The 20,243-nt window shown below is 71.6% G+C and carries 19 protein-coding genes and 1 tRNA gene; 5 read left to right on the top strand and 15 right to left on the bottom strand.

Features of this window, described 5'->3' with window-relative positions:
- Positions 1–112 precede the first annotated feature (112 nt).
- The 3 genes from rpoB to rplJ form a co-directional block, all read right to left on the bottom strand.
- Positions 113–3,634, bottom strand: coding sequence for a DNA-directed RNA polymerase subunit beta (gene rpoB / locus IXW69_RS01570; RefSeq protein WP_194784644.1), 3,522 nt, complete (start codon positions 3,632–3,634; stop codon positions 113–115).
- A 494-nt stretch (positions 3,635–4,128) separates the two neighbouring features.
- The gene (gene rplL, locus IXW69_RS01565; RefSeq protein WP_067942026.1) at positions 4,129–4,515 is read right to left on the bottom strand and encodes a 50S ribosomal protein L7/L12; all 387 of its coding nucleotides are present in this window, start codon (positions 4,513–4,515) and stop codon (positions 4,129–4,131) included.
- An 87-nt stretch (positions 4,516–4,602) separates the two neighbouring features.
- On the bottom strand, positions 4,603–5,124 hold the full coding sequence (gene rplJ / locus IXW69_RS01560) for a 50S ribosomal protein L10 (RefSeq protein ID WP_194784643.1): 522 nt from the start codon (positions 5,122–5,124) through the stop codon (positions 4,603–4,605).
- 281 nt (positions 5,125–5,405) lie between these two features.
- Here rplJ and IXW69_RS01555 point away from each other — a divergent pair, with 281 nt between their 5' ends.
- Positions 5,406–6,077 carry a prepilin peptidase gene (locus IXW69_RS01555; RefSeq protein ID WP_194784642.1) on the top strand — a complete coding sequence of 224 codons (672 nt, stop codon included), beginning with the start codon at positions 5,406–5,408 and terminating at the stop codon, positions 6,075–6,077.
- A 181-nt stretch (positions 6,078–6,258) separates the two neighbouring features.
- On the opposite strand, the gene rplA is transcribed toward IXW69_RS01555, so the two are convergent.
- The 5 genes from rplA to IXW69_RS01530 all read right to left on the bottom strand — a co-directional run bounded on the left by rplA (position 6,259) and on the right by IXW69_RS01530 (position 9,027).
- Entirely contained in the window at positions 6,259–6,948 is a 690-nt protein-coding gene (gene rplA, locus IXW69_RS01550; protein WP_194784641.1) for a 50S ribosomal protein L1, read from the bottom strand.
- Between the two features lie 91 nt (positions 6,949–7,039).
- A complete protein-coding gene (gene rplK / locus IXW69_RS01545; protein WP_194784640.1) occupies positions 7,040–7,471 on the bottom strand; it encodes a 50S ribosomal protein L11 in 432 nt (143 codons plus the stop codon).
- A gap of 215 nt (positions 7,472–7,686) precedes the next feature.
- Positions 7,687–8,529: a transcription termination/antitermination protein NusG gene (gene nusG, locus IXW69_RS01540; RefSeq protein WP_194784639.1), complete on the bottom strand. Its 843-nt coding sequence runs from the start codon at positions 8,527–8,529 to the stop codon at positions 7,687–7,689.
- 94 nt (positions 8,530–8,623) lie between these two features.
- Entirely contained in the window at positions 8,624–8,860 is a 237-nt protein-coding gene (secE, locus tag IXW69_RS01535) for a preprotein translocase subunit SecE (RefSeq protein ID WP_194784638.1), read from the bottom strand.
- A 94-nt stretch (positions 8,861–8,954) separates the two neighbouring features.
- Positions 8,955–9,027, bottom strand: a tRNA-Trp gene (locus IXW69_RS01530).
- A 213-nt stretch (positions 9,028–9,240) separates the two neighbouring features.
- Here IXW69_RS01530 and IXW69_RS01525 point away from each other — a divergent pair.
- Positions 9,241–10,455 (top strand): pyridoxal phosphate-dependent aminotransferase, encoded by a 1,215-nt coding sequence (locus IXW69_RS01525; protein ID WP_194784637.1) that lies wholly within the window; start codon positions 9,241–9,243, stop codon positions 10,453–10,455.
- A 152-nt stretch (positions 10,456–10,607) separates the two neighbouring features.
- Here IXW69_RS01525 and IXW69_RS01520 read toward each other — a convergent pair whose 3' ends face one another.
- Both IXW69_RS01520 and IXW69_RS01515 read right to left on the bottom strand, forming a co-directional pair.
- Entirely contained in the window at positions 10,608–11,642 is a 1,035-nt protein-coding gene (locus tag IXW69_RS01520) for an alanine/glycine:cation symporter family protein (protein ID WP_267240533.1), read from the bottom strand.
- Positions 11,643–11,999: 357 nt separating this feature from the next.
- On the bottom strand, positions 12,000–13,247 hold the full coding sequence (locus IXW69_RS01515; protein ID WP_194784636.1) for a phosphotransferase: 1,248 nt from the start codon (positions 13,245–13,247) through the stop codon (positions 12,000–12,002).
- 78 nt (positions 13,248–13,325) lie between these two features.
- Here IXW69_RS01515 and IXW69_RS01510 point away from each other — a divergent pair, with 78 nt between their 5' ends.
- Positions 13,326–14,390 carry an adenosine deaminase gene (locus IXW69_RS01510; protein WP_194784635.1) on the top strand — a complete coding sequence of 355 codons (1,065 nt, stop codon included), beginning with the start codon at positions 13,326–13,328 and terminating at the stop codon, positions 14,388–14,390.
- Between the two features lie 320 nt (positions 14,391–14,710).
- On the opposite strand, the gene IXW69_RS01505 is transcribed toward IXW69_RS01510, so the two are convergent.
- The 3 genes from IXW69_RS01505 to IXW69_RS01495 all read right to left on the bottom strand — a co-directional run bounded on the left by IXW69_RS01505 (position 14,711) and on the right by IXW69_RS01495 (position 16,616).
- Complete coding sequence (locus IXW69_RS01505; RefSeq protein WP_194784634.1) at positions 14,711–15,997, bottom strand: UDP-N-acetylmuramate dehydrogenase; 1,287 nt, start codon at positions 15,995–15,997, stop codon at positions 14,711–14,713.
- 140 nt (positions 15,998–16,137) lie between these two features.
- On the bottom strand, positions 16,138–16,236 hold the full coding sequence (locus IXW69_RS01500) for a 30S ribosomal protein bS22 (protein WP_003792170.1): 99 nt from the start codon (positions 16,234–16,236) through the stop codon (positions 16,138–16,140).
- 137 nt (positions 16,237–16,373) lie between these two features.
- Entirely contained in the window at positions 16,374–16,616 is a 243-nt protein-coding gene (locus IXW69_RS01495) for a helix-turn-helix domain-containing protein (protein ID WP_194784633.1), read from the bottom strand.
- 241 nt (positions 16,617–16,857) lie between these two features.
- Between IXW69_RS01495 and IXW69_RS01490 the strand changes: the two genes are divergently transcribed.
- Both IXW69_RS01490 and IXW69_RS01485 read left to right on the top strand, forming a co-directional pair.
- On the top strand, positions 16,858–18,414 hold the full coding sequence (locus IXW69_RS01490) for a TrkH family potassium uptake protein (RefSeq protein WP_407646509.1): 1,557 nt from the start codon (positions 16,858–16,860) through the stop codon (positions 18,412–18,414).
- A 97-nt stretch (positions 18,415–18,511) separates the two neighbouring features.
- On the top strand, positions 18,512–19,180 hold the full coding sequence (locus IXW69_RS01485) for a potassium channel family protein (RefSeq protein WP_194784632.1): 669 nt from the start codon (positions 18,512–18,514) through the stop codon (positions 19,178–19,180).
- 15 nt (positions 19,181–19,195) lie between these two features.
- Here the strand turns inward: IXW69_RS01485 and IXW69_RS11465 are convergent, their stop codons facing one another.
- Together IXW69_RS11465 and IXW69_RS11460 are read right to left on the bottom strand one after the other, a co-directional pair.
- Positions 19,196–19,537: a substrate-binding domain-containing protein gene (locus IXW69_RS11465; protein WP_323745111.1), complete on the bottom strand. Its 342-nt coding sequence runs from the start codon at positions 19,535–19,537 to the stop codon at positions 19,196–19,198.
- 31 nt (positions 19,538–19,568) lie between these two features.
- On the bottom strand, positions 19,569–20,183 hold the full coding sequence (locus IXW69_RS11460; RefSeq protein WP_228524527.1) for a LacI family DNA-binding transcriptional regulator: 615 nt from the start codon (positions 20,181–20,183) through the stop codon (positions 19,569–19,571).
- Positions 20,184–20,243: the final 60 nt, after the last annotated feature.

Genomic DNA, 20,243 nt, shown 5'->3' with positions numbered 1-20,243 from the left:
CCGCCGTCGTGGTTCCACGACGACGGCGGGGCCCGTGGGCTCCCGGGAGGGGCGGGCGCGGCTCAGGTGGTGAGCCGCTCCCCCGCCCCTCGACCGGGGCCTGTGGGTTCGGTCAGATCTCGTCGACCGTCGAGGCGGTGGCGCCGCCCGGGCGGCGGCCCAGGTCGAAGCCGAGCTCCTCGGAGGCGCGGCGGCCGTCGTCGTCCGTGTCGTCCAGGCCGATGACGTTGCCCTCGTGGTCGAGCGCCTCGACGTTCAGGCAGAGCGACTGCATCTCCTTCATGAGCACCTTGAAGGACTCGGGGATGCCGGGGTCGGGGATGTCCTCGCCCTTGACGATGGCCTCGTAGACCTTGACGCGACCGTTCACGTCGTCGGACTTGACGGTGAGGATCTCCTGGAGGGCGTGGGCGGCGCCGTACGCCTCCATGGCCCACACCTCCATCTCGCCGAAGCGCTGACCACCGAACTGGGCCTTACCACCGAGCGGCTGCTGGGTGATCATCGAGTATGGGCCGGTGGAGCGGGCGTGGATCTTGTCGTCCACCAGGTGGTGGAGCTTGAGGATGTACATGTAGCCGACCGAGATCGGGTACGGGAAGGGCTCGCCGGAGCGGCCGTCGAAGAGACGGGCCTTGCCGTTGGGCTGGACGAGCTGGACGCCGTCGCGGTTCGGGAGCGTGGAGTCCAGCAGACCCATGAGCTCGTCGTCGCGGACGCCGTCGAACACCGGGGTGGCGACGGGCGTGCGCGGCTCGGCCTTGACGCCGTCCTCGGGCAGGCGGACGGCCCACTCCTCGCCGGCCTCGCGGGCGGCGGTGGCGTCCCAGCCGCGGGAGGCGACCCAGCCGAGGTGCAGCTCGAGGACCTGGCCGACGTTCATGCGGCTCGGCACGCCGAGCGGGTTGAGGATGACGTCGACCGGGGTGCCGTCGGCGAGGAAGGGCATGTCCTCGATCGGGTTGATCTTGGAGATGACGCCCTTGTTGCCGTGGCGGCCGGAGAGCTTGTCGCCGACCGTGATCTTGCGGCGCTGGGCGATGTAGACGCGGACCATGCGGTTGACGCCGGCGGGCAGCTCGGCGTCCTCACTGGAGGCGTCGAACTCGCGCACGCCGGTGACGATGCCGTACTCGCCGTGCGGGACGCGCAGGGAGGTGTCGCGGACCTCGCGGGCCTTCTCACCGAAGATGGCGCGCAGCAGGCGCTCCTCGCTGGTCAGCTCGGTCTCGCCCTTCGGGGTGACCTTGCCGACGAGGATGTCGCCGGAGCGGACCTCGGCGCCGATGCGGATGATGCCGCGCTCGTCGAGGTTGGCGAGGGTCTCCTCGGAGACGTTCGGGATGTCCCGGGTGATCTCCTCGGCACCGAGCTTGGTGTCACGGGCGTCGACCTCGTGCTCCTCGATGTGGATCGAGGTGAGCAGGTCCTCGGAGACGACCCGCTGGGACACGATGATGGCGTCCTCGTAGTTGAGGCCCTCCCAGGTCATGAAGGCGACGAGGAGGTTCTGGCCGAGGGCGAGGTCGCCGCCCTCGGTGGCGGGGCCGTCGGCGAGAACGGACCCCTCCTCGACGCGCTCGCCCTCGTTCGCGACGACGATCTGGTTGTAGCAGTTGCCCTGGTTGGAGCGGCGGAACTTCGCGACCTTGTAGACGGTCTCGGTGCCGTCGTCGTTGGCCACGCGGACGAAGTCGGCGCAGACCTCGGTGACGACGCCGCCCTTGGTGGCGACGAGGACGTCGCAGGCGTCGACGGCGGTGCGGCGCTCCATGCCCGTGCCCACGAGCGGGGCGTCGGGGCGGATGAGCGGCACGGCCTGGCGCTGCATGTTGGCGCCCATGAGGGCTCGGTTCGCGTCGTCGTGCTCGAGGAACGGGATGAGCGAGGTGCCCACGGAGACCATCTGGCGGGGCGAGACGTCCATGAGGTCGACCTGCGAGGCCTCGACGAGCGCCGGCTCGCCGCCGGTGACGCGGCAGAGCACGTGGTCCTCGGCGAAGTGGTTGTCGTCGGTCAGCTCGACGTTCGCCTGGGCGATGACGTGGCGGTCCTCGTCGTCTGCCGTGAGGTAGTGCGTCTCGTCGGTGACGAGCCCGTCCTTGACCACGCGGTAGGGCGTCTCGATGAAGCCGAAGGGGTTGACGCGGGCGTAGGTCGCCAGCGAGCCGATGAGGCCGATGTTCGGTCCCTCAGGGGACTCGATGGGGCACATGCGGCCGTAGTGCGAGGTGTGGACGTCGCGGACCTCCATGGAGGCGCGCTCGCGCGAGAGGCCACCGGGACCCAGCGCGGACAGGCGGCGCTTGTGCGTCATGCCGGCCAGCGGGTTGTTCTGGTCCATGAACTGCGAGAGCTGGGAGGTTCCGAAGAACTCCTTGATCGCGGCGGTCACGGGCCGGATGTTGATGAGGGTGTTCGGCGTGATGGCCTCGACGTCCTGGGTCGTCATGCGCTCGCGCACCTGACGCTCCATGCGGCTCATGCCGGTGCGGACCTGCGACTGGATGAGCTCACCGACCTGGCGGATGCGGCGGTTGCCGAGGTGGTCGATGTCGTCGTACTCGACGGCGATGTCGGTGATCTCGCCGTTGCGGACACCCTCGACGGTCTCGGCGCCGGCGTGCAGCGAGAGGAGGTACTTGAGTGCCGCGACGATGTCCTCGATGCGGAGGACGGACTCGGTGAGGTCGGCGGTGAGGCCGAGCTTCTTGTTGATCTTGTAGCGGCCGACCTTGGCGAGGTCGTAGCGCTTGGCGTTGAAGTAGAAGTTCTCCAGGAGGGTCCGGCCGGCCTCGACGCTCGGCGGCTCGCCCGGACGGATCTTCTTGTAGATGTCCAGGAGGGCCTCGTCCTGCGTGGTGACCTTGCGGTCCTCGTCGAGGGCGGAGGTGAGGACCGGGTAGTCCTTGAACTCCTCGCGGATCTCGGCCTCGTCCATGCCCAGGGCGAGGAGGAAGACCGTGATGTCCTGCTTGCGCTTGCGGTCGACGCGGACGGCGACGTGGTCGTTCTTGTCGACCTCGAACTCGAGCCAGGCGCCGCGCGAGGGGATGAACTTGACGTTGTAGACGTACTTGTCCGTCGACTTCTCCGTGGTGCGCTCGAAGTAGACGCCCGGGGAGCGGACGAGCTGGGAGACGACGACGCGCTCGGAGCCGTTGACGATGAAGGTGCCCTTGCCGGTCATGAGCGGGAAGTCGCCCATGAAGACCGTCTGCGACTTGATCTCGCCGGTCTGGAAGTTCTCGAAGTCGGCGACGACGTAGAGGGGCGCGGAGTAGGTGAGGTCCTTCTCCTGGCACTCCTCGGCCGTGTACTTCGGCTCCTCGAAGCGGTGGTCGTGGAACGAGAGGGCCATGGTCTCGCCGAAGTCCTCGATGGGGGAGATCTCGTCGAAGATCTCCTCGAGGCCGCTCGTCTCGGGCAGGGAGCCCGGGCGCTCGGCGTTGGCGGCGTCCACGCGGGCGCGCCACTTCTCGTTCCCGACGAGCCAGTCGAAGCTCTCGGTCTGCAGGGCGAGGAGGTTCGGGGCCTGCATGGGCTCCGGGATCTTCGCAAAATTGATACGACGCGACGCGGTACGGGCGGCGATGTCAGCGGCAGTAGGTGCGTAGGTGCGCGAGGCAGCCAAAGGGGGATCCTTCCCTCATCTCGGGGATCACACTGCGTACACTGTCGGTACCGGCTGCGCCGTTCCAACGCTCTCCCAGCCTGAGGGCCTGAGCGTCGGGCAACGTCTGAAATGCCAGTACACACAATGGACGCAAAGCGCTAGCGTACACGGCCGCTACACCACGATCCATGGCTCGCCGCTATTGGTTCTTGCGATTCACGCCACAGCCGGGCATACTGCCCCGTTCCGTACCGGTGGCGTCGGGTCCGCGAGGCGCAGGCGCTCCGCAGAGCGCGCACCCGTCCAGCGCTCCCCCGTCGCGCCCCGGGCCCGGCCCCCGTTCCCCAGTCCCTCATTCCCCAGGCCCTCGACGAACCGCCGTGGACCCCTGGCCGCACGCAGGACGAGGCCCCGTCCACCGGGAGGTGGACGGGGCCTCGTCGCGATGAGGGTCCCCTGCCGCGGTCGGGTCCGACCTCAGCGGTCGGCGCCCGACGGCGTCGGGGAGGGGCTCACTTGAGGGTGACGGTGGCGCCGGCGCCCTCGAGCTGCTCCTTGGCCTTCTCGGCGGTCTCCTTGTTGGCGCCCTCGAGGACGGCCTTGGGAGCACCGTCGACGAGGTCCTTGGCCTCCTTCAGGCCGAGGGAGGTCAGGGCGCGCACCTCCTTGATGACCTGGATCTTCTTGTCGCCAGCGGCCTCGAGAATGACGTCGAACTCGTCCTTCTCCTCGGCGGCGGCCTCGCCGCCGGCGGCGGGGGCGCCGGCAACGGCAACGGCGGCCGGAGCGGCAGCGGTGACGTCGAAGGTCTCCTCGAAGGCCTTGACGAACTCGGACAGCTCGATGAGGGTGAGCTCCTTGAAGGCCTCGATGAGCTCGTCGGTGGTCAGCTTCGCCATGATGGGCGTTCCTTCCTGGAAATGGGGTCCTGCACCGTCTTTGTTCTCAGCACAGGGTGAGTTGGATGGGGGTGACGCGAGTGGCCGTCAGGCCGCCTGCTCCTGCTTGTCGCGCAGGGCGTCGACAGTGCGGACCGCCTTGGAGGCGGGCGCAGCGAAGAGGTACGCGGCCTTGGACAGGGACGCCTTCATGGCGCCCGCAGCCCTGGCGAGCAGAACCTCACGGGACTCGAGCGACGCGAGCTTCTCGACGGCGGCGGCGTCCAGGACGTTGCCGTCCATGAGACCGCCCTTGACGACGAGCTGCTCGTTGTCCTTGGCGAAGTCACGCAGGGCCTTGGCGGCCTCCACCGGCTCGCCGGTGACGAAGGCGAGGGCCGTGGGGCCCTTGAGGTCGTCGGCGATGCCCTCGAAGCCCGCCTGGCGGGCGGCGATGGTGGCAAGCGTGTCCTTCACCACGGCGTACTCGGCGTTACCGGCGAGGGAACGACGCAGCTCCTTGAGCTGGGCGACGCTGAGCCCGCGGTACTCAGTCAGCAGGACGGCGTCGGACTGACGGAACTTGTCCGTGAGCTCGGCGACCGCCGCTTCCTTCTCAGGCCGTGCCATGGGCCCTCCTTCCGTGGTCATCCGCAGGGCCCACTGACGGAAGAAGCCCCGCGCCGGTGGCACGGGGCTCGCACTCCGCTCACGCGGAAGGATCTCGTCTCACCTGCGCCGGCCCCGACGTCTTCGGACTTGGTCCCGGCCCTCCTCGGAGGGCCAGGAGACCTGCGGTCTTTGGCAGGGCTCAACGTAACCACGCCGTCGGGTTGTGGGGCAAGGCTGACGGTCTCCACAGGGCGGTGCGATCGGTCACGCACCGGCGACGCCCGTGGCAGACTGCCGCCGTGCTGGCTCTCCTGCTCGTCTGGGCGGCGGCATGGACCGCCGTCACCGCCGCCCCGCTGCGCCGCTGGGCGCTGCGGTACGCCGTGTCGCGCCCGCAGGGCGAGCGAGTCCGGCGCCGCGCCCTCTCCCCCATGAGCGCCGTCGTCGCCGTGGGAGCGATGACGGCGCTCACGGTCGCGCTGAGCACCAGCGCCGGCAGTCCGTGGGCCGGCGCCGCCGCGGTTCCGGTCCTCGCGGTCCTCACGCTGGCGGCCTTGACTGACGTCGCGGCCCACCTGCTGCCCAACAGGCTCCTGGGAGCGGCGACCGCCTGGCTCCTCGTCTGCGGCGCGGGCGCCACCCTCGCGAGTCCTGGGACGGCCCACCTCGCAGCCGTCTCCCTCGCGTGCGGCGCGGCCACAGGAGTCCTCGCGGGCTTCGCCGCGGCAGCACCGCGCGGCACCGGCCTGGGCATGGGCGACGTCAAGATGCTCACCGTCCTCGCCCTCTGGTTGGGATGGTTCGGTCCGACCGCCGTGTGGACGGGCATCGTCCTCGGGTTCCTCGTCGCCGGTCTCACGGCCCTGGCACTCGTCCTGGTGCGCCGCGCCGGCCGCCGTGACCCGATCGCGCTAGGACCGTCGCTGCTCGCGGGCGCCGTGCTGGCGTGGGCGGCAGCGCTGACACCCTGACGGGCCGGGCCGAGGCCCGGAGCGGCTCCCACCTCGGTCGGAGCAGCCCGGCCAGGGCTCGCTGCGGGCCGAGACCGAGGACGACGACGTCACCGTGCGCGTCCACCACGACGGCGCCGGCCGCCTCCCGGGTGGGAGACGACCGGCGCCGGTGCGCCCCGAGCGGGGCGCTGCGAGGCTGTCAGGCCTTGGTGACGTCCAGCGGGATGCCGGGGCCCATCGTCGTGGCCATGGTGGCCTTGAGGATGTAGCGGCCCTTCGAGGTCGCGGGCTTGAGGCGCAGGATCTCGTCGAGGGCGGCCTGGAAGTTCTCCGCGAGCTGCTGCTCGGTGAAGGAGGACTTGCCGATGATGAAGTTGAGGTTGGAGGCGCGGTCGACGCGGAACTCGATGCGGCCGCCCTTGATGTCGGAGACGGCCTTGGCGACGTCCATGGTGACGGTGCCGGTCTTCGGGTTCGGCATGAGGCCACGGGGACCGAGCACGCGGCCGAGGCGGCCGACCTTGCCCATGAGGTCCGGGGTGGCGACGGCGGCGTCGAAGTCGGTGTAGCCCGCGGCGACCTTCTCGATGAGCTCGTCGCCGCCGACCTCGTCGGCTCCGGCGTCGAGCGCCTGCTGGGCGCGGTCGCCCTGGGCGAAGACGATCACTCGGGCGGTCTTACCGGTACCGTGCGGCAGGGACACGGTGCCTCGCACCATCTGGTCGGCCTTGCGAGGGTCCACCCCGAGGCGAAGGACGACGTCCACGGTGGAGTCGAACTTCGTCACGGAGGTCTTCTTGGCCAGCTTCACGGCCTCGGCCGGGGTGTAGAGGATCCCGGACTGGATCTTCTCAGCGGCGGCGCGGTAGGCCTTGCTGCGCTTGGTCATCTGCTTCTCCTTGCAGTCGTGGTGAACGGGCCGCGCAGGCCCTTCCACGGTTCTTGTCTGTGGGGGTGTCGGTGCTCGTGAGCGAAGGGGCTCAGGCGTCGACGGTGATGCCCATGGAGCGGGCGGTGCCGGCGATGATCTTGGAGGCGGCCTCGACGTCGTTGGCGTTGAGGTCGGCCATCTTCGACTCGGCGATCTCGCGGACCTGGGCCTGGGTCAGGTGACCGACCTTGTCCGTGTGCGGGGTCGAGGAGCCCTTGGCCACACCGGCGGCCTTCTTGATGAGCTCGGCGGCCGGCGGGGTCTTGGTGATGAAGGTGAAGCTGCGGTCCTCGTAGACGGTGATCTCCACGGGGATGACGTTGCCGCGCTGCGACTCGGTCGCGGCGTTGTACGCCTTGCAGAACTCCATGATGTTGACGCCGTGCTGACCGAGCGCGGGGCCGATCGGCGGGGCGGGGTTGGCGGCGCCGGCCTGGATCTGGAGCTTGATCAGCCCGGCGACCTTCTTCTTGGGGGCCATGTGTATGGGTCCTTCTTGTCCGGAGCGCTGCACGCCTGCCGTGCAGCGGTGGGGCACGTCCCACGGACGTGCGCGCGCACGAGGACCGATCTTAGCCCCGCTGGTGGAGCCGGACCGCGCCCGGTGCGCGGGATCACAGGCTCAGTGCCTGTGAGACGCGACGCCGGCGACCGCCCCGGTCGGGGCCGGTCGCCGGCGTCGCGTTGGCTGCGTGCTCAGATCTTGGCGACCTGGTTGAAGGAGAGCTCGGCCGGGGTGTCGCGCCCGAAGAGCGAGATGAGGACCTGGAGCTTCTGGGTGTCCGGGTGGATCTCCGAGATCGTGGCGGGGAGCGACTCGAAGGGGCCGTCGGTCACGATGACGGACTCGCCGGCCTCGAAGGCGACCTCGAAGACCTGACCGCCGGCCGAGATCTGGCTGCCCTCGCCGGACTCCAGCGGCGCGGCCTGGGCCTCGGCCTGCTGGGCGGCGACCTCCTCGGGGGTGGGGCCGAGCTGGGAGAGGGCCTCCTCGAAGGTGAGCGGGACCGGGTTGTAGCGGTCGCCGACGAAGCCGGTGACGGCCGGGGTGTCCTTGATGGTGCGCCACACGCGGTCGGAGGTCTCCGGGTCGTCGAGGTCCATGCGGACGAAGACGTAGCCGGGGATCCGGACGCGGGACACCTCCTTCTTCTTGCCCGCGTTCTTGACCTCGATGACCGTCTCCATGGGGACGGTGGCGTCGAAGACGTAGTCCTCGAGCTCGAAGTTCTCGGCCCGTGCCATGATGTCGGCGGCGACGCGGCGCTCGTAGCCGGAGTAGGTGTGCAGGACGTACCACTCGCCGGGGAGGGAGGAGAGCCGCTTGCGGAACTCCTCGACGGGATCGACCGCGGGGGCGGCCTCCTCTGTCGGCTCCTCAGCGGACTCGGCGGGGGCGTCGACGGCGTCCTCGGTCTCGACCTCGGCAGTCTCGAGGGCCTCGTCCTGGCCCTCCTGGGCCTGGGTCTCGGGCTGGTCGGCGTCGAGGACGGCGGCCTCGTCGTCGGCGGTCTCGGCGGAGAAGGTCTCCTCGGACACGGTGTACCTGCTTTCAGTGACGGATGAGTCGGCGGGCTCGAGGACTGCGGGCGCTGCCGGAGCGGCTCCCGTGGTCCTGCTCAGTGAAGGGGCCTCAGGCGAGCGCCCACATGATGAGGCGGTCGAAGGCGACGTCGAGGACGCCGGTGAAGGCCATGATGGCGATGATGAAGACGACGACCACGACGAAGTAGGTCCACAGCTCGTTGCGCGTCGGCCAGACGACCTTGCGGAGCTCGTCAATGACCTGCTTGAAGAAGAGCACGATGCCCGCGAAGAAGCCGCGCTTCTTCTGCTGCGTGCCCTTGGCGACGGTCGCGCCTTCGCTCATGCTCGGGATCCTCGGGGTCGACAGTTCGGTCTGCGCCCTCGCGGGCGAGAGAGACGGAACCGACGGGATCTCCCGACAGATCCGCCGTTCTCAGCAGGGCAGGCGGGACTCGAACCCACAACCGCCGGTTTTGGAGACCGGTGCGCTACCAATTGCGCCACTGCCCTTCAGCGGAAACTGATCATGCCACACGCTACCCGCCAGGGGAAATCAGGCCCAGGTGGGCTGCGACACGTCCCCGGGAAGGGAGGGCTGCCCGGTCCGCGCCTCCTGGAGGAGCGGACCGACCCGCCGACGCCTCACGGCCGAAGGAGACTCAGCCGGAGGTTCAGGTGCCGAACGCGCCTGCGCGCAACGGGGCCCCGTGGGACCATGACGGGGTGAGTACCGCACCCAGGAGCCGAGTCTCCGCCCGTCTTGCTGCCATCGCCCCCTCCGCGACGCTCGCCGTCGACGCCAAGGCCAAGGCCCTCAAGGCCGCGGGCCGGCCGGTCATCGGCTTCGGCGCCGGTGAGCCGGACTTCCCCACGCCGGACTACATCGTCGAGGCCGCCGTCGCGGCCGCGAAGGACCCGGCCAACCACAAGTACTCCCCCGCCAAGGGCCTGCCCGTCCTGCGCGAGGCCATCGCCGCGAAGACCCTGCGAGACTCCGGCTACGCGGTCTCCCCCGACGACGTCCTCGTCACCAACGGCGGCAAGCAGGCCGTCTTCCAGGCCTTCGCCTCCGTCGTCGACCCGGGCGACGAGGTCCTCCTGCCCACTCCGTACTGGACCACCTACCCCGAGGTCATCGCCCTCGCCGGCGGCACCACCGTCGAGGTCTTCGCCGGCGCGGACCAGGGCTACAAGGTCACCGTCGAGCAGCTCGAGGAGGCGCGCACGGAGCGCACCAAGGTCCTCCTCCTGTGCTCGCCGTCCAACCCGACCGGTGCCGTCTACGCGCCCGCCGAGCTCACCGCCATCGGCGGGTGGGCCCTCGAGCACGGCATCTGGGTCATCACCGACGAGATCTACGAGCACCTCCTCTACGACGGCGCCGAGACCGCGCACGTCGTCAAGCTGGTCCCCGAGCTCGCGGACCAGACGATCGTGCTGAACGGCGTCGCGAAGACCTACGCGATGACCGGCTGGCGCGTGGGCTGGATGATCGGCCCCTCCGACGTCGTCAAGGCAGCGACCAACTTCCAGTCGCACCTGACGAGCAACGTCGCCAACGTCTCCCAGCGCGCCGCCCTGGCCGCTGTCTCCGGCGACCTGGCCACCGTCAACGAGATGCGGACGGCCTTCGACCGCCGTCGCCGCCTCATCGTGGACCTGCTCTCGCACATCGACGGTCTCGCGGTGCCGGTGCCCCAGGGCGCCTTCTACGTCTACCCGAGCGTCGAGGGCCTCGTCGGCCGCACGCTGCGCGGCACGACGATCGACTCCTCCGCGACGCTCGCCGGCCTCATCCTCGAGCACGCCGAGGTCGCCGTCGTCCCGGGCGAGGCCTTCGGCCCCTCCGGATTCCTCCGCCTGTCCTACGCGACGAGCGACGACGCCATCACCGAGGGCGTCACCCGGATGCAGAGGCTCCTCGCCGAGGTCGAGTGAGCCGCGACGTCCGGTGCCTCCTCGAGCGGGCACCGGACGTCCACGCACCAACGTCCAGGCACGACGGAGGGGGCCGTACCCGATCGGGTACGGCCCCCGCCGTCGTGCCGGCCGGGCTGCGAGGACGGTCCGCTCGCTGGTCGCGACCGCGGTCAGCGCAGCGAGGTGTCGGCGACCTCGGGCACCGAGGTGAAGTCGTCCCCGGCGCGGCGCAGGTGCGGGTCCTGCGAGAGGTACGCCTTGGTCTCGCGGGCGATGAGGCCCGAGAGCAGGAGCAGGCCGAAGAGGTTCGGGATGGCCATGGGACCGTTCGCGATGTCCGCGAAGGTCCACACGTCGGTGAGCTCGGTGACCGTGCCGATGAAGGTCTGGGTCATGGACACCATGCCCTGGCGCGCGGGGTGGTTCGTCTTCGCGGCCGCCGCGGCGATGGCGGCTGAGCCCATGCCGGACTCGTTGGAGAAGATGCCGCGGGCGACGCCGTACTGGATCGCCAGCATGAGCGTGGAGCCGGCGAAGCCGCCGGTGGCGCCCTGCGCGGTGAAGGCGTCGTGGAAGACCATGCCGAGGGCGCGGGGGATGCCGGAGACGTTGACGGCGCGGATGTAGAGGCAGCCGCCGAGGTAGAAGACGATCATCATGGGCACGAAGCCGGCCGTCACCTTGCCGATGGACTCGATGCCCCCCAGGAGCACGGCGCCGACGCACAGGGCGAGGACGAGGCCGACGGCCCAGCCGCTCCATCCGAAGGAGTTGGCGGGCTGAGCGGCCACCGCGTTGGACTGCGTCATGCAGCCGATGCCGAAGGAGGCCAGGACGGCCGAGCAGGCGAAGAAGATCGAGAGGACCCTGCCGGGTGTGCCCTTGATGGCCTCGCGCAGGTGGTACTGGGGGCCGCCGGACTGCTGGCCGTTGGCGTCCGTGGTGCGGAAGCGGACGGCGAGGAAGGCCTCGGAGTACTTCGAGGCCATGCCGAAGATCGCGGTGACCCACATCCAGAACAGGGCGCCGGGGCCGCCCATGTGGATGGCGGTGGCGACGCCGACGATGTTGCCGACGCCGACGGTGGCGGCGAGCGCCGTCGTGAGCGCCTGGTAGTGGGAGATGTCGCCCTCGGCGCTGACGGCCTCACCGCCGCCGTCGCGCTGGAGGAAGGCGAAGCGCAGGGCGGGGCCGAGCTTGCGCAGCTGGAGGCCGCGCAGGCGCCAGGTGAGGACGATGCCGGTGCCGAGGAGGAGCGGGATGAGGAGGTACTTGCTCAGATGAAGGAGTCGACGGCGCTCAGGCCGTCGGAGAAGGAGACCGGCGCGATCGCCGGCGCGACGAGGGTTGAGGTCGTGAGCACGGGCCTGCCCTTTCGGCCCTTGGGATGGGGATGGGGATGGGGGCGGGTGTAGTGCCGGCAGGGTGGCAGCGCCACGTGTCGTTCACATGTCGCGTGCCACACGGGCGTGTGACACGGAGGGTCGAGGGAGCGGCTCCGCACGGGCCGATGGGCTCGATCCCGGACCGGCCGGGTCGTGCCCACCCAGGTGCCGAGCCTCTCAGTGGGCGCCGCGTCGCGCCTGGATCTCGCGGGCCTGCGCCAGCCACGACTCGGCGCGGGCGAGACGGCCCTCGGCGTCGGGGCGCCACGGGCCGCCGTCCTCGCGGCGGGCGCCAGCGACGAGGGAGAGGACCACCCCGGCGCAGCGCGCCCGTAGGGCCACCGGGTCCACCTGCCGCTCGGCGAGCTCCGTCCAGCGCTCGAGGACCGGGCGCACGTGCGGGTACGAGGCCGGTGCGAGGTGGTCGAGGACGCTCACGTGCCCGAGCAGGCACGCGAGGTCGTCGACGCGGCGGCCGGGCCCGAGGGAGTCGACGTCGAGGAGGCTCGCGACGCCCTCGCCCTCCATGAGGACGTTCGCCTCGTAGAAGTCGCCGTGGACCGGCACGAGCGGGCCGGCGTCCGTCGCGGCCATGAGCTGCTCGACGCCGTCGGCGACGGCGCGGGCCCGGGCGGCGTGCTCGGGCAGGACCGTGGCGGCTGCGTGGGCGTAGTGACGGGCGCGCTCGGACCAGGCGGGGTGGGCGGAGAGCTGGAGGGCGGAGGCCGGCAGGGCGTCGAGGAGCCCCGTCAGCGAGGCGAAGACACGGGTCGCCTGCTCGCGGTCCATGCCCCGTGAGAGGAGCCCGGACAGCGGGACGCCGGCGCCGGTGGACAGGAGGACGAGGCCGTCGGGGTCGTCGCGCAGGACCGCGGGCGCGGGGACGCCGGCGGCCCGCAGCATGCGGTGACGCTCGGCGAAGGCGGCGGAGTGCTCCGGTCGCAGGACCTTGGCGTAGGACGTCGAGGAGTCCGGGTAGGTGACGCGGACGACGGCGCGGCGCGTGGGCCGGTAGGCGACCATCGTGGCCTTGACGGCGACGCCGAGGCGGCGCGAGAGCATCGACGGGGTGCAGGCGACCGCGAGCGCGGGGAGCTCTGGGTCCGCGGGGTGCCGCCAGACGTGGACGACCGGTCCGTCCCCGCCCGTGGGGGCGACGCGCGTCAGGCCCGTGGCGTTCGGGTTGGACAGGCGCGCTGTGGTGGCGCAGAGGTACTCGGTGACCTGGCGTCTCCCGGGGGCGGCGACGACGGCGGTGTAGCCGATGCTCACCCCGGCGCCGGGGCGGTGGTGGACGGAGTGGACCTCCCAGCTGACGAGCTGCTGCCCGGTGGGCGCGAGGGCGGCCGAGAGGACCGAGGCGGCGCGCGGTCCGGTGAGGAGAGCGACCTCCTCCGGCTCGAGTCGTGCCTGCGCGTTGCTCATGGGCACAGTGTGCCCCACGCGGCCCGCGCGCCGGGGTCATCGGGCAGGGCGCGCCTGCGCCCGTGGGAGAATCCCGGCATGCGCGACCTGTCGAAGCTTCCCAAGGCGCACCTGCACCTCCACTTCACGGGCTCGATGCGCCTGGACACGCTCGTCGACCTGGCCCAGGCGTCGCGCACGCGACTGCCCCCCTCGATCATGGACGGCGACCCGCTGCGGGTACCGGCCGACCACCGCGGCTGGTTCCGCTTCCAGCGCTCCTACGACACCGCGAGGCAGCTCGTGACGGACGAGGAGACGATGCGGAGGATCGTCCTCGAGGCGGCCCTGGACGACGCTGCGGAGGGCTCGCGCCGCCTCGAGATCCAGGTGGACCCGACCTCCTACGCGCCCTTCGTCGGCGGGATCACGCCGGCCCTCGAGATCATTCTCGACGCCGCGCGGCAGGCGACGGTCCTCACCGGTGTGGAGGTCGCCGTCATCGTGGCCGCCTCCCGGATGCGGCACCCGCTCGACGCCCGCACCCTGGCGCGCCTCGCGGTGCGCTACGCGGGGGACGGCGCCGGGACCGTCATCGGCTTCGGCCTGTCCAACGACGAGCGCGCCGGCGTCACGGCGAGCTGGGGCCCCGCCTTCGCCATTGCCCGGCGGGGCGGCCTCGCGGCGATGCCCCACGCCGGGGAGCTGCTCGGCCCGGAGCACGTGCGCGACGTCGTCAGCGCCCTCGGTCCCACACGGATCGGGCACGGGGTCAGGACGAGCGAGGACCCGGAGCTGCTCGACCGGGTCGTCGCCGAGGGGATCAGCCTCGAGGTGTGCCCGGCGTCCAACGTGTGCCTCGGCGTCTACCACGCTCCCGCGGACGTCCCGCTGAGCACTCTCCTCGAGCACGGCGCCCAGGTGGCGCTCGGCGCGGACGACCCGCTCCTCTTCCAGTCCCGGCTCGTCGACCAGTACGCGATCGCCCGCGACCAGGGGCTCGACGACGCCGCCCTGGCCGAGCTCGCACGCGGCTCCATCCGGGCCTCGCTCGCCTCGCCGACGTCGAAGGCCGCGTGGCTGGCCGAGGTGGACGCGTGGCTGGCCTCCCCCGACCCGGCCGAGGACTCCTCCGGCAACGAGCCCGCGGGGGCAGCCGCCTGAGCGACCCGTCGGGCTGACTGGGGCGACGCCGTCTGCCCCGTGCGGCGCGGCGCGCGCGACGGCGCCGAGGTCAGAGGAGCGGGCCCTCCTCCCCGGGGCCGGGGAGCGTCGTCGTGAGCGCCGCGGGCACCGTGCCCCCCGTACCCGCACGCGAAGCCCACATGAGCCTTCGGCGTGCGTGGACAGGGGCGAGCTCCACGGTGATGGACGCGGCGAGGATGAGGCCGCCCCCGACGACGAGGCGCGCCCCGGGAACCAGCTCAGTCGCCCGGGACCGCACCGAGGCGCTTTCCGTGGTGGGGCCCCGCCGCCGCTCCGGCTCACCAGCCGACGTGGACGGGCTCGGGCACGAGGTGCACGCCGTAGACGGCCTCGACGCCGTCGACGATCTCGTCACGCAGGGCGGCGAGGTCCGCGGCGGTGGAGGTGCCGCGGTTGGTGAGCGCGAGGACGTGCTTGGTCGACAGGGCCGCCGGGGCGCCGTCGGTCGGGGCGCCCCCGAGGGCGTACCCCTTGCCGAAGCCGGCGTGGTTGATGAGCCAGGCGGCGCTCGTCTTGACGAGCCCGTCGACGACCGGCGCCTCCCGGCTGCCGACGATGGCCTTGGTGTGGTCCGTGACCGGGTACCGCGGCGCGTCGTCGGGGAGGGCGGCGGCGGCCTCGGTGGTGAGGACGGGGTTGGTGAAGAAGGAGCCCGCGGACCAGGTGTCGTGGTCGGCGGCGTCGAGCACCATGCCCTTGGAGCGGCGCAGCTCGAGGACGGCGTCGCGCACGGCCCGGGAGTCGACGCGGTCCCCGATCTCGGTTCCGAGCGCCTTGGCGAGCTGGGCGTAGGCGATGGGGGCGGACAGGGAGGCCTGGCGCACGCCGAAGGTGACGGAGAGGACGACCCAGCGCCCCGTGGGGCCCCAGGTGCGCCCCCCGCCGACGACGGCGTCCGTGAGGGAGCGCTTGAGCGCGGAGTCGCGGTAGGAGAGGTGGAGGTCGCCCAGCGGGAGCCACACGGGGCGCTGCTCGAGGCGGTCCCAGGCGCGCACGCCGGCGATGAGCTCGGCGACCTCGGTGCCGTAGGCGCCGACGTTCTGGACGGGGGCGGCACCGACCGTGCCGGGGATGCCGGACAGCGGGGCGAATCCGCCCCAGTCGGAGGCGATGGCCTGGCGGACGAGGTCGTCGAGGGCGGTTCCGGCGGTGGCGGTGAACTCGACGCCCCCGCAGCGGTCGTCGGCGGAGAGCTCGACGTCGGCGCGGGCGTCGCGGACGACGAGGCCGTCGAAGCCGACGTCGGAGGCGAGGACGTTGGAGCCGCCGCCGATGACGAGGAGCGGGGTGCCGTCGGCGTCGGCAGCGCGCACGGCGTCGATGAGCTCGGCCTCGGTGGTGGTCTCGACGTACTCGCGCACCGGTCCACCGACGCGCAGGGTGGTGAGCTCGGCGAGCGTGGTCGGAGCCGGGGCCGCCGGGTCCAGGGGGCGAGCGAGGGCGTCGACGGCGGCGGGCCACTCCTCGCGCCCGGCGTGGACGGAGATCGGCATCATGCACATGTCGGTCTCGCTCAGCGGCTCGGCGGCTGAGAGGCCGTACTTGGCGGCGGGGGTCTCGGTCATGGTCAGGACGCTCCTGGTGGTGCTCGGTCGGACGGCGCGCGCGGGCCCGGTGCACTGGCTCGGTGATCCGGCTCAGGGTCAGGGTAGAAGAAGAGGCCCCGCACTCCGTGGTGCGGGGCCTCCGGGTCAACAGGTGACCGTCACTTCTTGTTCCGACGCTGGTGGCGCGTCTTGCGGAGCAGCTTGCGGTGCTTCTTCTTGGCCATGCGCTTGCGGCGCTTCTTGATGACAGATCCCATGGGGTCTCCTCTAGGTCGTGCGTGCCGGGTGCTCGCGCTCCCTGTGCCGACGCGTGCCGGCGGGTCCGAGCGAGCGGGTGGTCGATCAGTGACGGGTCACTGCGGCCACTCGGGTGACCGACCCATCCTACCGACTCTCAGGAGCCCGTCGACTCCGAGTCCTCGTGGCCCCAGTCACCCAGACCGGCCGAGAGGTACTCCTCGACGGCGCGCTGGGGGACGCGGAACGAGCGCCCGACCTGCATCGCGGGAAGGTCACCGGAGTGGACCATGCGGTAGACGGTCATCTTCGAGACACGGAGCATCGCGGCCACCTCAGCCACGGTGAGGAAGGAGGGTGCGCTCGACGCGCCGGAGGAGCTGGGGGTGCCCGGTGCCATGGGTGCTGAGGTCCCGTCGTCAGGTCTGCTAATGGGGGCGCGGAGCGACCGGCGCCGACGGCGCTCGCGACGACCTCGAAGACCGCCCGCGAGCCGCTCCGCTGCTTGGGTCAATATATCCCGCGCCCCTCGCGTCGCACAGGTGGTTCTCACCCCCAGATGCCACACGCGTCGCAACTCACACTCCAGCCACCTGAGTGTCGCCCCAGGCGGATGGAACCGGCAGGTACAGGGGGCCACAATGATGCCCGTGCCCTCCCCGAGCAGCTCCCCCGACCGCCCCACGGGCACCCGTGGCGGCCGACGCCACTGGCACGCCCCCGTGCGACCAGCCGTCTCCCGACGCCGCTCCACGGGCGCGCACTCGCCCACCGGGGAGCCTGCCGTCCCGGCCGACGACGCCTCCACCTACACGGACGACGGCGTGCTGGCGCGCCTCAAGGGCTTTCTCCGTCTGCGCGCCCGCGTCGAGCGGGCCGCCCGCTTCGCTCCCGCCCGCCTCGCCGTCGCCGTCTTCGCAGCGATCATCGTCGTCATCACCGGGCTCCTGTGCCTGCCCGTCGCGACCGCGGCGGGCCTAGAGCGCGCTCCCTTCATCGAAGCCCTCTTCACCGCCACCTCCGCCGTGTGCGTCACCGGGCTGACGACGGTGGACACGGCGACCTACTGGTCGGCCTTCGGGCAGGCGGTCATCATCGCGGGCGCCGCCGTCGGAGGCCTCGGCATCATGACCCTGGCCTCCCTGCTCTCCTTCGCCGTGTCCCGGCACGTGGGACTCACGCAGCGCATGCTCGCCGCCTCGGAGAACCAGTCCCGTCTCGGCGACGTCGCGAGCCTGCTGCGCGCCGTCATCTACACGGCCCTCGGCTGCGAGGGCGTCCTCACCCTCGTCCTCGTGCCGCGCTTCCTCACCCACGGCCAGGATCTCCCCACCGCCCTGTGGTACGGGGTCTTCATGGCGCTGTCGATCTTCAACAACGCCGGCTTCGTGGTCATGCCCGAGGGCCTGACCCCCTACGCGAGCGACTGGTGGATGGGCCTGCCGATCGTCATCGGCACCTTCGTGGGCGCCGTCGGATTCCCCGTCATCCTCGACATCCAGCGCCACCTGCGCCGCCCTCGGCTGTGGACGCTCCACACGAAGCTCACGCTGACGACCTACGCGGCGCTCACCGTCGCCTCGTCGCTCGCGATCGCCGTCTTCGAGTGGGGCAACCCCAACACGTACGGCGCGCTGCCGATCAGCGGCCGGGTCCTGACCGCCCTCATCAACGGCGTCAACGCACGGTCCTCGGGCCTGTCAACGATCGCGCCCGAGCACATGCACGAGGCGACGTGGTTCCTGCAGGACGCCCTCATGTTCGTCGGCGGCGGCTCGGCCTCGACCGCGGGCGGCATCAAGGTCTCGACCTTCGCCGTCCTCGTCCTCGCGATCATGGCGGAGGCGCGCGGTGACCGCGACATCGAGGCCTTCGGACGGCGCATCACGCTCTCCACCGTGCGCCTCTCGGTCGCCGTCGCCTTCATCGGCTCGACGATCGTCGGCGTCGCGACGCTGCTGCTGCTCCAGCTGACCGACCTCACGCTGGACCGCGTCCTCTTCGAGGTCATCAGCGCCTTCGCAACGGTCGGCCTTTCCACGGGCATCACGCCGATCCTGCCGCTCAGCGCGAAGTACGTCATCGTCGCCCTCATGTTCGTCGGGCGCGTCGGCACCATGACCGCCGCGAGCGCCCTCGCGATGCGCGAGCGCCGCCGCGTCATCCGCATGCCAGCCGAGCGGCCCCTCATCGGCTGAGCGCCCCGGGAGTCTCCTGGGGGGGCGCCCGCGACTACTGTGGTGGAAGCGGGAGCGCCTCCCGGGGCGCCTCCCCTCTCACGACCCCAGGAGCACCATGCCCGCCAGCACCGACCGCACCGACTCGACCCTCGTCATCGGGCTCGGCCGATTCGGCTCGGCCGTCGCCGCGACCCTCGACCGCCTCGGTCGCGAGGTCCTCGCCGTCGAGTCCGACCCGCTCATCGTGCGGCAGTGGACCGGCCGCATCCCGCTCGTCGAGGCCGACGCCACCGACATGGAGGCCCTCGAGCAGCTCGGGGCCACCGAGTTCGGCACGGCCGTCGTCGGCGCCGCGAGCTCGCTGGAGGCGAGCGTCCTCATCGCCGGCAACCTCGTCGACCTCGAGACGCCGCAGATCTGGGCGAAGGCGGTCTCCCGCGCCCACGGCCGCATCCTGCGCCGCATCGGCTGCCACCACGTCGTCTACCCCGAGTTCGACGCCGGGCAGCGCGCCGCGCACCTCGTCTCCGGGCGCATGCTCGACTATATCGAGATGGAGAAGGGCGGCTTCACCATCGTCAAGATGCGCCCACCGCGCGAGCTCATCGGCTTCACGATCGGGGAGTCCAAGGTCCGCTCCCGCTACGGCGTCACCGTCTTCGGCCTCATGAGCCCGGGCGAGCCCTTCGAGTACGCTACGACGGAGACCCTCGTGTCCGCGGAGGACGTGCTCGTCGTCGGCGGTGACGCCGCGCTGCTCGAGAGGTTCGCCAACCGCGGCTGAGGGCGCTGCGGCCCCTCAGCGGCTCGAGCCGCGCACCACGAGCCGCGGCGCGACCGAGTGCGAGCCGCCGTGCTCGCCGTTGATCGCTCGGAGCAGGACCTCGACGCTCAGCCGACCGAGGTCGTCGAAGAACTGCCTGACGGTGCTGAGCGACGGCGAGAACCACGCAGCACCATCGACGTCGTCGTAGCCGACGACGGCGATCCTGCCGGGGACCTCCACCTCGGCCTCCCGGAGCGCGGCGAGCAGGCCGAGCGCCATCATGTCGTTCGAGCAGAAGATCGCGTCCGGAAGGGAGCGGTCGTCCTCACGGGCGCGCCGAGCGAGGTCCGTCCCGACCCACGCCCCGCAGTCCACGCTCCAGTCGCCCGCGATCAGCTCCCCGGGCTCAGCGCCGGCATCGTCGAGGGCCGCCCGTCACCCGCGCACGCGAGCGCGGGCGTCGAACCAGCCATCGGGGCCGCTCAGGTGCGCGATCCTCGTGCGCCCCTGGCCGAGCAGGTGACGCACCGCCATCCCGGCGCCGAGCTCGTGGTCGACGGAGACGACGTGGATCCGGTCGGCGGCTCGAGCCCGTCGGCGACGAGAACGAGCGGGACCGCCCCGGTGGTCCTGGTCGCCGCCCGCGCGACGGCCTCCTGGGCGCGAGGGCGATGATGCCGTCAACCCCGCGGTTGACCGAGAAGGCGAGAAGGTCATCGACCTCCTCGGGGTCGTCGCTCCGCAAGGCGCTCACCAGGCAGGCGTAGCCGGCGGCGCGAGCGGCGTCCTCGATCGCGGTCGTCGTCGACGCGGGCCCGAAGAAGTGGGAGGACACGGTGGTGACCCCGATGGTCCGGGTCGAGTCGGTGACCAGCGCCCGCGCCGCCATGTTGCGGCGGTAGCCGAGCTCCTCGATGGCGCGCTGGGCTCTCTCGCGGGTCCCCGGGCGCACCGAGTCCGGCGCGTTGATGACCCGTGAGACGGTCTGGTGCGAGACGCCCGCGAGACGGGCGACGTCCATCATGCTGGGGCGCCGTCCGGCGCCCTCGACGCTCATCCCCGCCGCCCCGCCGCGATCCGC

Source organism: Actinomyces haliotis (assembly GCF_015355765.1).
GTDB classification, from domain to species: domain Bacteria; phylum Actinomycetota; class Actinomycetes; order Actinomycetales; family Actinomycetaceae; genus Actinomyces; species Actinomyces haliotis.
The sequence above is the reverse complement of the archived record's forward strand: the minus strand, read 5'-3'. Positions and strand labels throughout refer to the sequence as shown.